Here is a 15,017-nt window from a genome sequence, read left to right on the forward strand (position 1 = left end):
CCAACAATGACTTCCGCGGATTTCTCCACGATCGTGCCCGAATTCCTGCTGGCGCTGTTCGCGATGGGCAGCCTGGTGTTCGGCGTGCTGGCCGGACAGGACAAGGTGGCCCGGACGCTGACCTGGGTGACGGTCGGGGTTTATGTGGTGTTCGGCGTCTGGATCGGCTTCGGCGTTCCGGGCGGCGAGACCGCCTTCGGCGGCATGTTCATCGACGACGCCTTCGCGCGCTTCGTCAAGGCGCTGGCGCTGTTCTCGGCGGCGGGCGTGCTGGCGATCAGCGTCGATTACATGGAACGGCGCGGGCTGCTGCGCTTCGAGTTCCCGGTGCTGGTGACGCTGTGCGTGATCGGCATGATGATGATGGTCTCGGCCGGCGATCTGATGGCGCTTTACATGGGGCTCGAGCTGATGTCGCTCGCGCTTTACGTGGTCGCCGCGCTGCGCCGTGACTCCTCGAAGTCGTCGGAAGCCGGCTTGAAGTATTTCGTTCTCGGCTCGCTGGCCTCGGGGATCCTGCTTTACGGTGCCTCGCTGGTCTACGGCTTCGCGGGGTCCACCCGGTTCGAGGATATCATCACCGTCGTCGTCTCCGGGCATCTGCCGGTGGGCCTGTTGTTTGGCATGATCTTCATGCTCGCCGGTCTGGCCTTCAAGATCTCGGCGGTGCCGTTCCACATGTGGACGCCCGATGTCTATGAAGGTTCGCCCACCCCGGTGACGGCGTTCTTCGCGACGGCCCCGAAGGTCGCGGCGATGGCGCTGATCGCGCGGCTGATGTTCGGTGCCTTCGGGCAGGTCACTGCCGACTGGACGCAGGTCATCGCGGTCATCGCCATCCTGTCGATGCTCGTCGGTGCCATCGGCGGTATCGCGCAGCGCAACATCAAGCGCCTGATGGCCTATTCGTCGATCACCCACATGGGCTTCGCGATGCTGGGGCTGCTCGCGGCCGATGCCAATGGCGTTCAGGCGACGCTCGAATACATGTCGATCTATGTCGTGATGAACATCGGCGTCTTTGCCTTCATCCTGTCGATGGAGCGTGACGGCCAGCCCGTCACCGACATCGCCACGATGAACATGTTCGCCCGCCATCAGCCGCTGAAGTCGGTGGCGCTTCTGGTGCTGTTCTTCTCGCTTGCCGGCGTGCCGCCGATGCTGGGCTTCTTCGCCAAGTTCGTGGTGCTGAAGTCGGCGATCGAGGGCGGTTACGCCTGGGCGGCGGTGATGGGGGTGATCGCCTCGGTGATCGCGGCGTTCTACTATCTGCGCATCGTCTACTACATGTATTTCGGCAAGGAGGGCGACCTTCTGGATACCCGGATGCCGATGGCGCAATGGGCGCTGATGATGGGCAGTGCGGCGGTGGTGCTGCTCGGCGCCTTCGATCTGATGGGCCTCGATACCGGGGCGCAGATGGCGGCGGCGGCCCTTGTCCACTGACCCGACGATCTGGCCCGAGGGCGTGGCGCGCCACGTCCTCGGCACTACCGACAGCACGATGGCCGAAGCGGCCCGTCTGGCTCCGCAGCTTGCGGGGCCTGCGTGGATTCTGGCGCATGAGCAGACCGCGGCCCATGGCCGGCGCGGTCGGGCCTGGCGGATGCCTGCTGGTAATTTCGCCGCCACGCTGCTGTTCAAACCGGGTGTTCCGCCGGCGACGGCCGCACTGTATTCCTTCGTCGCGGCACTGGCCCTTGATGAGGCGCTCTCCCGCGTTGCCGGCCCTGCGGCGCGGCTGTCGATCAAATGGCCGAACGACGTGCTGCTGAACGGCGGCAAGGTGGCGGGGATCCTGCTCGAAAGCGTGACGACGGGGCAACGTGTGTCGCATCTCGCCGTCGGCATCGGGGTCAATCTGGTCGAGGCGCCGGGTGCCGACGCGGTCGAACCCGGTGCGCTGCGCCCGGTCAGCCTGCTCGGCGAGACCGGGATCCGCGTCACGCCCGAGGAATTTCTGACCCCGCTCGCCGCCGCTTTCGCGCGCCATGCCGGAAACCTCGAACGCGAGGGCTTCGCTCCGGTGCGCGAGGCCTGGCTGGCACGCGCCGCACGGCTTGGCGAGAAGGTTGTCGCCCGCACCGGCCATGAGGTTCATGAGGGCATCTTCGAGACCATCGACGCCACCGGCGCGATGATCCTGCGCACCGCCGGCGGGCCGCTGCCCATCGCCGCGGCCGACGTGTTCTTCTGAGGAGGCGACATGCTTCTGTGCATCGACTGCGGCAATACCAACACGGTGTTCTCGATCTGGAACGGCGAGAAATTCCTGTCCACCTGGCGCATCGCCACCGATCATCGCCGCACGGCGGACGAGTATTTCGTCTGGCTGTCCACGCTGATGAACCTGCAGGGCATCCATGCCGACATCAGCGAGGCGATCATTTCCTCGACCGTGCCGCGGGTGGTGTTCAACCTGCGCGTGTTGTGCGGGCGCTATTACGACTGCCGCCCGCTGGTCGTCGGCAAGCCGGGCTGCGAGCTGCCGGTCGCGCCGCGCGTCGAGCAGGGGGTGAGCGTCGGCCCCGACCGGCTGGTGAACACCGTCGCGGGCTATGACCGTCACGGCGGCGATCTGATCGTCGTCGACTTCGGCACGGCGACCACCTTCGACGTGGTCGACACCGACGGCGCCTATATCGGCGGCGTGATCGCGCCCGGCGTGAACCTGTCGCTAGAAGCGCTGCACATGGCCGCCGCCGCCCTGCCGCATGTGGATGTGACCCTTCCCGAACGGGTGATCGGCACGAACACGGTTGCCTGTATCCAGTCTGGGGTCTACTGGGGCTATATTGGCCTTGTCGAAGGCATCGTGCGCCAGATCCGGCGAGAGCGCGACCGCGCCATGCGTGTCATCGCCACCGGGGGCCTCGCGCCGCTGTTCGACCAGGGCTTCGATCTTTTTGACAAGGTCGAGGAAGACCTTACCATACATGGGCTACGGCTCATCAACGATTACAACAAGAGGCTGACCGCGTGAGCGACCGACTGATCTATCTTCCTCTCGGAGGCGCCGGCGAGATCGGCATGAATGCCTATGTCTACGGCTACGGACCCAAGGGAAAGGAACGACTGATCGCGATCGACCTCGGCGTCACCTTCCCGGACATGGACTCGACGCCCGGCGTCGATCTCATCATGGCCGATCTGAGCTGGCTCGAGAAGAACGCCGACCGCATCGAGGCGATCTTCATCACCCATGCCCATGAAGACCACATCGGCGCCTTGCCGCATCTGTGGCCGAAGCTGAAGAAGCCGGTCTATGCCCGCCGCTTCACCGGCCGGATCGGCCAGATGAAGCTGGAAGAGGCCGGCATCGCCAGCGATTGCCTGCGCATCGTGCGCCCGCGCCCCGAGGTGATCGAGGCGGGCCCCTTCAAGGTGCAGTTCGTGCCGCTGAGCCACTCGATCCCCGAAAGCTCGGCCCTGGTGATCGACACGCCGGCCGGCCGGATCGTGCATTCGGGCGACTTCAAGCTCGACGGCAATCCGGTGGTCGGCGAGCCCTTCGATGCCGAGCTGTGGCACCAGATCGCCAACGAAGGCGATGGCGTCAAGGTTCTGACCTGCGATTCCACCAACGTGTTCTCTCCCAATCCCGGCAAGTCCGAGGCGACGCTGGTCGAGCCGCTGCGCGAGCTGATCGCCGGGCGCAAGGGCATGGTGGTCGCGACCACCTTCGCCTCGAACGTCGCGCGCGTTAAGACGCTGACCGAGGCCGCGAAGGCCGCGGGCCGCTCGGTCTGTCTGCTCGGCCGCGCGATGAAGAAGATGGTGACGGCGGCGACGGAAACAGCCGTGCTGACGGGGATGCCGGGCACGATCTCGGCCGAGGAAGCTGCGGAATGCCCGCGCGAGAACCTGATGCTGATCGTCACCGGCTCGCAGGGCGAACGCCGCGCGGCCACCGCGCAGCTGAGCCGGGGCCGGTATCTGGGCCTCGAGATGAAGGCGGGCGACACCTTCCTGTTCTCGTCGCGCGTCATTCCGGGCAACGAGCGCGGCGTGATCCGCATCATCAACGCGTTCTCCGAGATGGGCGTCGATGTGGTCGAGGATCACAACGGGCAGTATCACGCGTCGGGCCATGCGAACCGGCCGGACCTGGAGGCGGTGCATGATCTGCTGAAGCCGAAGATCCTGATCCCGATGCATGGCGAACATCGCCACCTGCGCGAACATGCCCGCATCGGCGCCGAGAAGGGGCTGGCCTCGATCGTCGCGGTGAATGGCACGATGATCGACATCACCGGCAACGCGCCCTCGATCGCCGAATATATCGAGGCAGGGCGGACCTACCTTGACGGCTCGGTGCTGATCGGCGCGATGGACGGCGTGGTGCGCGACCGCATCCGCATGGCGCTGAACGGCCATATCCTGATCACCACGATCATCGACGAGGACGATCAGCCGCTTGGCGATGCCTGGGTGGAGATGATGGGCCTGCCCGAGACCGGGCGCAGCGGTGCCGCCCTTGCTGACAAGATCGAGGACGAGCTGGCCGAGTTCCTGGAGAACGCGCCCGACAAGGTGGTAGCTTCGGATCCGAAGATGGACGAGGCGATGCGCCGCATTGCGCGCCAGGTGGCGATGGAAGAGGTCGGCAAGAAGCCCGAGGTGACGATCGTCGTTTCGCGGCTGATGGCTGACTGAGCCGTCGTCGGGACCGTTTGTTCGACGCGGCTCGCCCGCATCGGCCCGATCGGTATAGCGACAGGGGCAGGGCGGGGTGATCCTGCCCGGCCCGCTTCGTGGCAGCACGGCTGCCCTTTTCGGCGCAGGCCGCAAGCGTTCAGCGCCGGTTTGTTCCGAAGCCAACCGGGGTACTCAGATCCGGAGACCGTCCGTTTCCGTCTCGCTGTCGGGCCGGGCGCCTTTGATCCGGCGCAGAGATAGTCTGTGCATTCGGCCCCTCCTCACAGCCAGTGAATTTCTCCGTCTGCGGGGTCTGCCGGCGGGGCCACCGGAGACGATGGAATTCTTATGAAATCACGCATCTCCTGCAGCTGAACTCCACGCATCAGACCGTCCGGCGCGGGCAGGTCGGGGATCGCGGCTCCGAGGGTTCCCAGCAGGACAGTGCAGTCGCGCAGAACCTGCTCAACTCTGTCCAGATGCTGCATCGCGCGGATCCGCTCCGATTGCGGGGCACACACCATACCGTTTCCGGGCAGGACCAGCGTCGATTCCACCTGCTTCAGCAGAGCCACGCTGCGCTCCAGCATTTCCGAAATCCGCAGGACCACGGGGCCGATCCCCGGATCGTCCGCCATCACAGCCGCCCGACGACGGCTTCGAGGCAGGCACGGAACTCCTGCTGGGTGAACGGCTTCTTCAGAAAGTTGTTCATGCCCAAACTCCGCCCTGTGTCGATCAGATCCTGAGTGGCTTTGCCCGTGATCAGGATGAACCCGACCGAGCGCGTCGCGGCATTGGTCCGCAGCGCGCGCAAAAGCTCCAGCCCGTTCATTCCCGGCATGTTGAAGTCCGAAATCACCAGATGCGCCGGGTCGCTCTGCATATGCTTGAGTGCGCTGTTGCCGTCATCGGCATAGCCGACCTTGCCGATTCCGATCGCTTCGAGGGCCTGGCTGACAAGGCCACGGCTGGTCGACATGTCGTCAACGACGAGGATTTTCAGTTGATCCTTGATCGACATCAGAGGCTCCTGGTCTGGGATGCACCGGGCAGGTGGTAGGCGGTCACCCCGGCCGAGCGCAGGGCGGTGGGGATCTCGGACGGAATGCGCTCCGAATGGCCGAGGAAGAGCCAGCCTTCCGGTGCCAGAGCGCGCTCGAGGCGGCGCCAGAGTCTGCCTTGCGCCTCGAGATCGAAATAGATGGCGACGTTGCGGCACATGATGGCATCGAACCGTCCGCGCATCGGCCATTCCTGATGCAGGTTCAGTTCGCGGAAGGTCACGATGTCGCGCAGCGCTGTCGAGATGTGGAACCCGTCCGGCCGGCGCTGGAAATAGCGGTTGCGCATCTCAGGAGACATGTTCTCGATATGCTCTGCGCTGTAGATGCCCTCCCGGGCGATTTGCAGCATCTGCACGTCGATATCCGTTCCGAGAACGCGAATATCGAGCGATTTGGCATCCGGAAGAAGATCGAGCAGACACATTGCCATCGAATAGGGTTCCTGCCCGCTGGAACAGGCCGCCGACCATAACCGGATGCGGGCGCCCTGTCGGGCACGTTCGATCAGCGGAGGCAAAACCTCGGCGCTGAGCTGGTCGAAGTGATGCTTCTCGCGGAAGAAGTTGGTGACATTGGTGGTCAGCGCCGAGATCATCTCGCGCAATTCTCCCTCGCCTTGCCGCGAGGTGACATAGGCCACGTAATCGTGGAACTGTTTCATGCCGAGGCCGCGAAGCCGCCGCCCGAGACGGGACTGCAGCATCGAGGCCTGAGCCGGCAACACCTTGATTCCGGTATGTTCGCGCAGCAGTCGGGCAATCTGAGCCACGTCGTCAGCGTCGATATGCGCCAGTTCGGTTCGGGGATGTCCGGTCTGTGTCATGCGGCCTCGACGGTCAGATCGGGCAGGACTGCCTCGAGGTTAAGGATACGCACCATGCGCTCGTCGACGATTGCGAGGGCGGAGATGAAGCGGGCACCATCGCTACCGGCCGTCTCAGGAGGCGGCTGCAGATCGTCGGATTCCAGCGCGAGGATGTCGGAAACGGCATGGACCAAGAGCCCGACCGCATGTCCATTGATCTGAACGACGATGATGACATTGCGGGCATCACCGCCGACCGGATCCATTCCCAGCCGTAGCGACAGATCGACTACCGGCAGGACGGTTCCGCGCAGATTGATCACCCCGCGCAGATGAGGCGGAGCATGGGGCAGCGGCGTCGGTCTGGTCCAGCCCCGGATTTCCCGCACCGACATGATGCCGACGCAGTATTCATCTTCCCCGAGACGGAACGACAGCAGTTCAATCTCGGCACCGTGATGTTTTTGAACGGAGTTTTGCTGAGTCATCTGCGTCTGTCCTATACCGCCAGGGGCTGCGCGCGGCCGGCGCGCGTCATGTTGCGAACAAGGTCCGCCGGATCCAGGATGAGAGCGATGCGACCGTCGCCAAGGATTGTGGCGGCTGCAACGCCAGGAATGCGCCCATAGCTATCGCCCAGGCCCTTGATGACGACCTGACGCTGTTCGACGATCTCGTCTACGATCAGGGCGGCGCGGTTGCCATTTTCGAGTGCCGTGACCAGAACCGTTCCGTCCCGGACCACCGGGCGCTGTGCGTGATAGCCCATTTCTGCTCCCAGATCGCAAAGCGGGACGAAACTGCCGCGAAGCTGCAGAACCGGGGTCGATCCGGCAACGGTGCGCACGTCGTCGGGGCGCATGGCTGCAGTTTCAAGGATCGAGGACAGCGGCACGACCAGCGTTTCTCCCGCCACCGATATGACCATTCCGTCGAGAACGGCCAGAGTGAGCGGCAAGGAGATGGTGAAAACCGTACCTTTTCCAAATTCGGATCGGATCGCGACGCGCCCGCCGAGAGCATGGATGGCCGAGCGAACGACGTCCATTCCGACGCCACGACCCGACAGGGCCGAGACCGATTTCGCGGTGGAAAATCCCGGCAAGAACAACAGATTGTCGATCTCTGCATCGCCGAGAGGAGCATCTGCCGGCACCAGGCCGCGGGCGATGGCGGTTTCGAGAACACGCTTTCTGTTGATGCCTCCGCCGTCGTCGGAAAGCTCTATTTCCAGTCGGCCGGCACGATGGCGGGCCGAGAGCGTGATCGTTCCGGTTCGGGTTTTTCCGGCCTCGATACGCTTCTCCGGCGGTTCGATGCCATGGTCAACGGCGTTTCGGATCATGTGAGTAAGCGGGTCGGACAGCCGTTCGATCACAGTCTTGTCGACTTCGGTGGTTTCGCCAAGCGGACGGAGTTGCACGTCCTTTCCGGTTGCCGCGGCAGCCTCGCGGACGATCCGGGCCATGCGCTGGAACAGTGGTTTGACCGGCTGGGCGCGGATCATCATCACGCTGTCCTGAATCTCGCGGGTCAGCAGGGTGAAGGAATCGAGACCGCTGCGCAGCGATGCGTTGGGTTGCAGCCCGGCCTCGGCGACGCTTTGGGCAAGCATGGCCTGGGTGATGACCAGTTCCCCCACCAGATTCACCAGCCGGTCGATCCGATCGAGGTTCACCCGGACCGTGGCGGCAGCTTCGCCGTGGGCTTCGCGCGCGGGGGGCGGCTCGCCCGGTGCGGACTCTGGCTTCGGGCCGGCCGGCGCGGGTGGGGCGTCCTTTGTCTGCTCGCCCGTCGGGGGCGGTGCCGGAACCGGAGGCCAGGGAGCAGGCGGTTCCGAGTTCTCCTCGACCTCGGCCAGAGGAAGCGGTGCGATTGTCAGATCGCACAGACCGTCGACGAAATCGAAGACCTCGCGGATCTCGGTTTCGGACAGATGGCCCGGCATAACGATGCGCCAGCAGATTTCGGCACTGTCTTCGGTCAGATCTTCGAGCGGGGGGATATCGCCGTCGCAGACGATTTCTGTCGCGCCGAGATCTGTCAGCGTGCGCAGCAGATAAAGCGGCTCGTTCGCCGAGCGATACAGCTCGGTCCGGGGATGAAAGCGCACCTCCCAGTCAGCCAGAGATGTCGAGTCGAGAACCATGAAGGAGGGGAGCGCTGCGCTGCTTTCTTCCGACCCGAAGTCGCCAAAAGACAGGACCAAAGGCTGAAAGTCCGTCACTTCCGGCTCTGGTTCCGCGGGATCCGCCCCGGCCAGCGCATCAAGCGCCTCGAGGCAGTCGGCGCTGCCTTCGGGCACGGTGGGATCATCCTCATGGGCTGCACGCACATGGTCTTGCAGCAGATCGGCTGCGCGAAACAGCAACCGCATCAATGCGGGATCCAGATCGAGCTTGCCGGACCGCAGAAGATCCAGAACGCTTTCGTAGCGATGGGCAAAACCCACGAGTGTATCAAGGCCGAAAGCCCCGGCACCGCCCTTGATCGAATGCACGGCGCGGAAGGTGACATTCACCGCCTCGGCATCCGGTGCGGCGCTTTCTGACAGGGTTTGCAGCCCGTCCTGAAGGCTTTCGAGCAATTCTTCGCACTCGGCGAAGAACCCCTCGCGGATTTCGGCCATCGGATCGCTCATGCGTCCTCCTGTCCTGCAACCATATGCAGTGCGCGGACCAGTTTCGGCGGGTCGAACGGTTTCACGATCCATCCGGTGGCTCCGGCGGCGCGGGCCCTGGCGCGCAATTCCGGTGCCGCCTCCGTCGTCAGCACCAGAATCGGCGTCGCGCGGAACCGTTCCAGCCTGCGCACCGCCTCAATGAAGCCGAAGCCGTCGAGGCGCGGCATGTTGATGTCAGAGATGATCGCATCGGGCGTCAGCCCTTCGAGTGCCTCCAGCCCGGCGATGCCGTCTTCGGCGAGGTGGACCTCGATCCCGGCGGAACCGAGCGCGAGGCCCAGCATATCGCGGATGGTGCGGCTGTCATCGACGGCAAGGACGGAGAGGCTCATGCGCGATACCCTGTCTCCAGCCGCTCCGACAGGCCGAGATCGTGAAGCGCGCGCACGAAGGCGTCCGAGGCCGGCGACAGGATCAGCCGCCCCCCCCGGGCCTTGGCGCTGGCCCGTGCGGCAAGCAGAAGTTGCGCGCCGAGTGCTCCGAGATGCGCCACCCCTCCGGCGTCGATCACGATGTCCGGACCCGTCACCCGGCGCAGATCGCCGGCGACCCGGGTGACTGTCGAGAAATCCAGACGCTCCGGCAGGACCACGGCTTCCGAAGCGCCGTCCCGCGCTTGTGCGTCTTCTATCTGCGTTTTCAGATCCGGCTGCTGTGCCGGTTCCTGTCGTTTAGCCCTGACCACGCTGCTCTCCTTTCCCTGCCGAACAGGAACAGGATTAGCTGCGGGTTGTTAATTTTGGCTTGACGCCGGACGGTCTTTGCACAGCCGGTCTAGATAGATTGCACAGCCTGCAAGCGCGGCATAATCGTCTTCGACGACGCAGATAGGGAAGTCGCGGACTAGGGCCGCGAACCGGCCACGGGCGTGGAAGGCGGTCGCGAAGCCGAACCGGCCGAGCCAGGGCGCGATCGCGCGGGCCACGCCGCCGATCAGATGAATGCCACCATGCGGCAGATGGGTCAGCGCCAGATCGCCCGTTACCGTGGCCAGAACGCGCACGAAAAGCCGCCCCGCCGCCTCGGCCAGCGGATCGCCCGCCCCGATCCCCGCGAGCACCCCCGCCGGATCGAGCGGCGTTCCGCGTCCCGCCTCGGCGCAGACGAAGGCATGGCACAGCGCGACGCCACGGCCCGAGAGCACTTCCTCGACATCGGCGAACCCGCTGCGGCGCGCGATGAAATCGTGCAGGCGCAGGGTTTCGGCATCGGTGACGGGCAGGGTGACGTGGCCGGCCTCCGACGCGGGAACGAAGCAGCCGCGGCCGATCCGGTGCACCGGGGCGGCGTTGAACCCGGTGCCGATGCCGATCACCAGACGCGTGGCATCGGGCGCGGACACGGGCTGGCCGGGCAGGACCGGGCGCAGTGCCCCGGGCGCCAGCGCATCGAGAGCGTGCCCCTGCGCTGCCAGATCGTTCAGAACGGCGGCATCTCTCACGCCGGTGCGGGCCGCGAGCTCGGCTTCCGAAATCTCCCAGGCCAGATTGGTCAGCGTGACCTTGCCCGCACTTACCGGCCCCGCAGCGCAGATGCAGGCGCGCCCGATCCGGGGGGAGCCGCCGGCGGTCAGATACTCGGCGAGGATCGGCCACAGCGCGGCGTGCCCGGCATTCGCGTAACGCCGGATCGTGTCCGGGCGCAGCACCGCGCCATCGGCCAGAGCCACGCGGGTGTTGGTGCCGCCGATGTCGGCAAGCAGCGTCAGTGCGGCATCGGAGGGGGCAGCAAGAGGCATGGCGGGCTCCGGTCAGAAGGTCAGGGGGTCGGGGTCTCGTCGCCGAGTTCGGGGCGGATGCGCAGCCGCGCGATGCGGTTGTCCTTGCGCTCCAGCACCTCGAAGCGGAAGCCGTAGAACGAGAACACCTGACCGACCTCGGGGATGGTCTGGGCCTCGCTGATGACCAGACCGGCGACGGTGTTCGCCTCCTCGTCGGGCAGGCCCCAGTCGAGTTCCCGGTTCAGGTCGCGGATCGTGGTCGCGCCATCGACGATGTAATCGCCCGAATCGGTGGGGCGGATCTGGCGTTCGGTCTTCAGGTCCATCTCGTCGCTGATGTCGCCGACGATTTCCTCGATGATATCCTCGAGCGTCAGCAACCCCTTCAGATCGCCGTATTCGTCGACCACCAGCGCGAAGTGCATCCGCCGTTTCAGAAACTCGCGCATCTGCTCGTTCAGCGGCGTGGTCTCGGGGATGAAATAGGGCTTCATCGCCACTTTCATGACGTCGAGATCGGAGACGGAATCGAGCTTGCCGTCGCCCTCGCGCAGGAACTTCTCGACCGCGCGCAACAGATCCTTGGCATGGATCACGCCCACGACATTCTCGCGCTCGCCGCGGTAAAGCGGCAGGCGCGTGTGCGGCGAGGTCAGCACCGCCGTCAGCAGCGCATCGGGCGCCATGTCGGCATCGAGCATCTCGATCTGGCTGCGATGCAGCATGATTTCCTCGACCGTGCGGTCGTCGAGGTCGAGCGCGCCCAGAAGCCGGTCGCGGTCCTCCTTGTCGACCACCCCCTCGGCCGAGCCGAGCGACAGCGCCCCGGCGATCTCGTCGCGCACCGAGAACATCTGCTGATCGGCGTCGATTCGCTGGCCGAACAGCCGCAGGATGCCGCGCACGATCAGCCGCACCACGGACACCACCGGCGACAGGATCACCAGCAGTCCGCGCACCGGCCGCGCCACCCGCGTCGCCACATGCTCGGGCGCCGAGATCGCCCAGGTCTTCGGCAGCACCTCGGCGAAGATCAGCACCAGCACCGTCATCACCAGTGTCGCGAGCGCGACGCCGCCCGAGCCGAATATCCGCGTGAACAGCGCCGTCGCGAGCGATGCCGACAGGATATTCGCCACATTGTTGCCAAGCAGGATCGCCCCGATCAGCTTCTCGCTGTCCTCTGTCACCCGCAGCGCGGCATCCGCGCCCGGTTCGCCCTTGTCGGCGCCCGAGCGCAGCTTCGCTCGGCTCGCGGCGGTCAGTGCGGTCTCCGATCCGGAAAAAAACGCTGACAGCGCCAGCAGCAGCACGATTGCCCCGGCGGTCAGCCAGAACGACAGGTCGAGGAACGCGGGAATAGGACTGTCCATCTCGGTCACAAAATGAAATCCGTTCAAGGTTACGGCGCGAAGCCCGCGCCAATCAAGTCTCAGTCAGTCCCGGCGTCCCGGGGCGGGTTGTCCGGGCAGGTTATCCGGCCGCGCGAGCGGATGGTGACGCAGCACCAGGTCCTTCAGCCGCTCGTCGAGGACATGGGTGTAGATCTCGGTCGAGGACAGATCGGCATGGCCCAGAAGTGTCTGGATCACCCGCAGATCGGCCCCGCCGGCCAGAAGATGGGTCGCGAAGGCATGGCGCAGCACATGCGGCGTCACCCGCGACGGGCTGATCCCGGCCGCGACCGCGATATCCTTGACGAGGCCGTGGAACATCTGCCGCGTCAGGTGGCCGTCCTTCGCCGGCGAGGGGAACAGGAAACGCGAGGGCGGCGCGCGCCGGCTCAGTCGCGCCTCTTCCTCGGCCGCGTCGCGCAGCTTCAGCCATGCGCCAAGCGCCTCGCGCGCCGGGGCGGAGAGCGGCACCATCCGCTCCTTGCTGCCCTTGCCGCGCACCAGCACCATCTCGGGGTTGCCGCGCACCGCCTGCACCGGCAGCGACACGAGCTCGCTCACCCGCATTCCGGTGGCGTAAAGCATCTCCATCAGGCAGCGGTTGCGGATCTGCTCGGGCAGGGACGCCCCCTGATCGCAGGCGGCGTCCAGAAGGCGGCTCACCTCCTCGACGCTCAGCGTCTTCGGCAGGCGCTGCGCCTTGGCGGGGCCGTGGATGGCAAGCGTCGGATTGTCCTCGCGCCAGCCCTCTTCATAGGCGAAGCGAAACAGTTGCCGGATCGCGGACAGCCGCCGCGCGCGGGTGGCACGGGCAAGTCCCTCGGCCTCGCAGCGGGTCAGGTAATCCTCCACCGCATCGCGCCCGAGGGTCAGAAAGCCCAGTCCGCGCCCGGTGGTGAAGGACAGGAAATCGTTCAGATCGCGGCCGTAACTTTCGACGGTATTTCGCGCCGCCCCGGCCTCGGCCGACTGGGCTTCGAGAAAGGCCGGAATCCAGCGTGAATCCGGCGGGGCCGCGCGGTCTTCGGGGGGGGGCGTGCGGGCCGCAGTCGTGTCATCTGCCGTCTTGCGGGGGGCGGTCTCGTCGGCGGCGGTCATCCGTTGCGCTCCAGCACCACGAGTTCCAGAGCGGCGCGCCGTGCCACGGTCTCGAACCCGGTCGCGCGCAACAGCATAAGCCCGTCGCCGACGCGACGCAGATCGCCGCGTGCCCCCTCGGTCACATCGTCGATGGCATCGAGCACCGCCTCGCCCAGCTTGTCGGGCAAAAGCCCGGCATAGCGGGCCGGGATCGCTTTCGGGCGGGCATCGAACACCGTCTTCAGCATCAGCCCCATCCGGTCCTGTGCCGGATGGGCCGAGGTATCGCCTTGCGCGATGCCGATCAGCAGCGCCTCGTCGGCATCGGCCGGAGTGTGCGCCCCGGCCACGGCTGCGAAATCGGGTGTCAGCAGCCCGAGCCGGAACGCGATCGCCGCCGCATCGTCATCGAGCGCGACCCCGCGCAACCGCTCGGCGAACATCGCCGCCATCGCGGGTTCCAGCTCCTGCGCCTGCATCTCGTCCCACAGCGCCGGCAACAGCTGACTGACGCGCGCGGCATTGCCCGCACTCAGCGCCTTGTCGAACGCGCTGACCAGCGTCACCCGGTCCCACACGCCGCCCGAGGCCGAGGCGCGCTGCCCGGTGTAAAGCCCCAGAAGCCGGTTCGGATCGAGCACGCCCGAGCGCGTCAGCCGCTCGGCCGCCTCGATCTCGGCCTTGCGGCCATGGTTCGCCTCGAGATCCGCCTGAGCAAAGGCGACGGGCAGGGTGGATGTGGAAATCGGCTGGCCGATCGCCTCCATCATGCGAAACACCAGCGGCGTCGGGCGCGCGGGCGGCGGCAGCTCGGGGCTGTCCTCGGTCAGCTCGGGATCGAGGAAGCGCGCCAGCAGCTCTGCCATTTCCGGGTCGATCTGGCCGAGCGCGCGCCCGGTGTCGAGCGACAGCGCCGCCGCCGGCCAGTCGCCGCGCCGCGCGAGGCAAAAGATCCGCGCCGGGAAGGAGGGGGTGACGGCGGGGGTCTCGGTCATGATCCGGCACGCGCCATCCTCGCGGCCCTGAAGCAGCGCTACATCGAAGCGGCGACGGAACACCTCGGGGTCGTCCGGATCCGCCTGATCGAGCAGCGCCACCGCCTGATCGAGCGCACCCATGTCAAGAAGCCGGTCGATACGGGCGAGGAACAGGACGTCGCGCCCCTCGGGCGAGGGGGTCTGCGGCGGCTCCAGCTCGGCGAGCAGGATCTGCATCAGGAAGGACTGGATCGCGGGCAGGGTGTCGAGACGCTCCTTGCGGACCGAGGCGGCAAGGTCTGCCTCGGGTGTGGCGCCCCAGAAGTCGATGGGCACCCCGGTGCGCGGTGCCGACACCAGACCGACCGCATTGGGCGGCGGATGATCGAGAGAGATTTCGCTGATCGTCTCGGTGCGGATAACCGGGGTGACCGGGGTTTCGCCCGGCACCGGCGGCAGCACCGCCGAAGAGGCCCGTCCGAGGATCTGCACCGATCCCGGTCGCGGTGCCGCAGACCCGGCCGCAGACTCCCCCCCCGAAGATGGCCCGACCGAGGACGACAGCCAGTCGATGGCCGACATCGGTTCCTCGGCCCGTGCGGATCCGGCGCCCGGAGGAACGGCCGCGAGGGTCGCTGCCACGGCCAGCGTGC

The 15,017-nt window shown here is 66.1% G+C and carries 15 protein-coding genes; 4 read left to right on the plus strand and 11 right to left on the minus strand.

All coding sequences use genetic code 11. The features are described 5' to 3' along the window. Positions 1 to 6: 6 nt before the first annotated feature. The 4 genes from nuoN to CG50_RS07685 are packed head-to-tail and all read left to right on the plus strand — an operon-like array spanning position 7 to position 4,656. The gene (nuoN, locus tag CG50_RS07670) at positions 7 to 1,446 is read left to right on the plus strand and encodes an NADH-quinone oxidoreductase subunit NuoN (protein ID WP_036636774.1); all 1,440 of its coding nucleotides are present in this window, start codon (positions 7 to 9) and stop codon (positions 1,444 to 1,446) included. Next, on the plus strand, positions 1,436 to 2,197 hold the full coding sequence (locus CG50_RS07675) for a biotin--[acetyl-CoA-carboxylase] ligase (RefSeq protein ID WP_036636782.1): 762 nt from the start codon (positions 1,436 to 1,438) through the stop codon (positions 2,195 to 2,197). Before nuoN ends, CG50_RS07675 begins: the two co-directional genes overlap by 11 nt. A 9-nt stretch (positions 2,198 to 2,206) precedes the next feature. Next, a complete protein-coding gene (locus CG50_RS07680) occupies positions 2,207 to 2,983 on the plus strand; it encodes a type III pantothenate kinase (RefSeq protein WP_036636784.1) in 777 nt (258 codons plus the stop codon). 47 nt (positions 2,984 to 3,030) lie between these two features. Next, a complete protein-coding gene (locus tag CG50_RS07685) occupies positions 3,031 to 4,656 on the plus strand; it encodes a ribonuclease J (protein WP_081880344.1) in 1,626 nt (541 codons plus the stop codon). Between the two features lie 263 nt (positions 4,657 to 4,919). On the opposite strand, the gene CG50_RS07690 is transcribed toward CG50_RS07685, so the two are convergent. The 11 genes from CG50_RS07690 to CG50_RS07740 form a co-directional block, all read right to left on the minus strand. Continuing rightward, a complete protein-coding gene (locus CG50_RS07690; RefSeq protein WP_036636788.1) occupies positions 4,920 to 5,276 on the minus strand; it encodes a hypothetical protein in 357 nt (118 codons plus the stop codon). Then, positions 5,276 to 5,662 carry a response regulator gene (locus tag CG50_RS07695; RefSeq protein ID WP_036636789.1) on the minus strand — a complete coding sequence of 129 codons (387 nt, stop codon included), beginning with the start codon at positions 5,660 to 5,662 and terminating at the stop codon, positions 5,276 to 5,278. Before CG50_RS07695 ends, CG50_RS07690 begins: the two co-directional genes overlap by 1 nt. Continuing rightward, positions 5,662 to 6,528 (minus strand): CheR family methyltransferase, encoded by an 867-nt coding sequence (locus CG50_RS07700; RefSeq protein WP_051909707.1) that lies wholly within the window; start codon positions 6,526 to 6,528, stop codon positions 5,662 to 5,664. Before CG50_RS07700 ends, CG50_RS07695 begins: the two co-directional genes overlap by 1 nt. Further along, positions 6,525 to 6,998: a chemotaxis protein CheW gene (locus CG50_RS07705; protein ID WP_036636790.1), complete on the minus strand. Its 474-nt coding sequence runs from the start codon at positions 6,996 to 6,998 to the stop codon at positions 6,525 to 6,527. The genes CG50_RS07700 and CG50_RS07705 overlap by 4 nt, the downstream gene beginning before the upstream one ends. An 11-nt stretch (positions 6,999 to 7,009) precedes the next feature. Continuing rightward, the gene (locus tag CG50_RS07710; protein ID WP_036636791.1) at positions 7,010 to 9,151 is read right to left on the minus strand and encodes a chemotaxis protein CheA; all 2,142 of its coding nucleotides are present in this window, start codon (positions 9,149 to 9,151) and stop codon (positions 7,010 to 7,012) included. After that, positions 9,148 to 9,525: a response regulator gene (locus tag CG50_RS07715; RefSeq protein ID WP_036636792.1), complete on the minus strand. Its 378-nt coding sequence runs from the start codon at positions 9,523 to 9,525 to the stop codon at positions 9,148 to 9,150. Before CG50_RS07715 ends, CG50_RS07710 begins: the two co-directional genes overlap by 4 nt. After that, a complete protein-coding gene (locus tag CG50_RS07720) occupies positions 9,522 to 9,878 on the minus strand; it encodes an STAS domain-containing protein (RefSeq protein ID WP_081880337.1) in 357 nt (118 codons plus the stop codon). The genes CG50_RS07715 and CG50_RS07720 overlap by 4 nt, the downstream gene beginning before the upstream one ends. Positions 9,879 to 9,926: 48 nt before the next feature. Next, positions 9,927 to 10,931 carry a glucokinase gene (locus CG50_RS07725; RefSeq protein WP_036636796.1) on the minus strand — a complete coding sequence of 335 codons (1,005 nt, stop codon included), beginning with the start codon at positions 10,929 to 10,931 and terminating at the stop codon, positions 9,927 to 9,929. A gap of 20 nt (positions 10,932 to 10,951) precedes the next feature. Further along, the gene (locus CG50_RS07730; protein ID WP_036636870.1) at positions 10,952 to 12,286 is read right to left on the minus strand and encodes an HlyC/CorC family transporter; all 1,335 of its coding nucleotides are present in this window, start codon (positions 12,284 to 12,286) and stop codon (positions 10,952 to 10,954) included. A gap of 63 nt (positions 12,287 to 12,349) precedes the next feature. Beyond that, a complete protein-coding gene (locus CG50_RS07735) occupies positions 12,350 to 13,405 on the minus strand; it encodes a site-specific tyrosine recombinase XerD (protein WP_081880338.1) in 1,056 nt (351 codons plus the stop codon). Continuing rightward, entirely contained in the window at positions 13,402 to 14,946 is a 1,545-nt protein-coding gene (locus CG50_RS07740) for a hypothetical protein (RefSeq protein WP_051909708.1), read from the minus strand. The genes CG50_RS07735 and CG50_RS07740 overlap by 4 nt, the downstream gene beginning before the upstream one ends. Positions 14,947 to 15,017 lie beyond the last annotated feature (71 nt).

The organism is Paenirhodobacter enshiensis, from assembly GCF_000740785.1.
Classification (GTDB): Bacteria; Pseudomonadota; Alphaproteobacteria; order Rhodobacterales; family Rhodobacteraceae; genus Rhodobacter; species Rhodobacter enshiensis.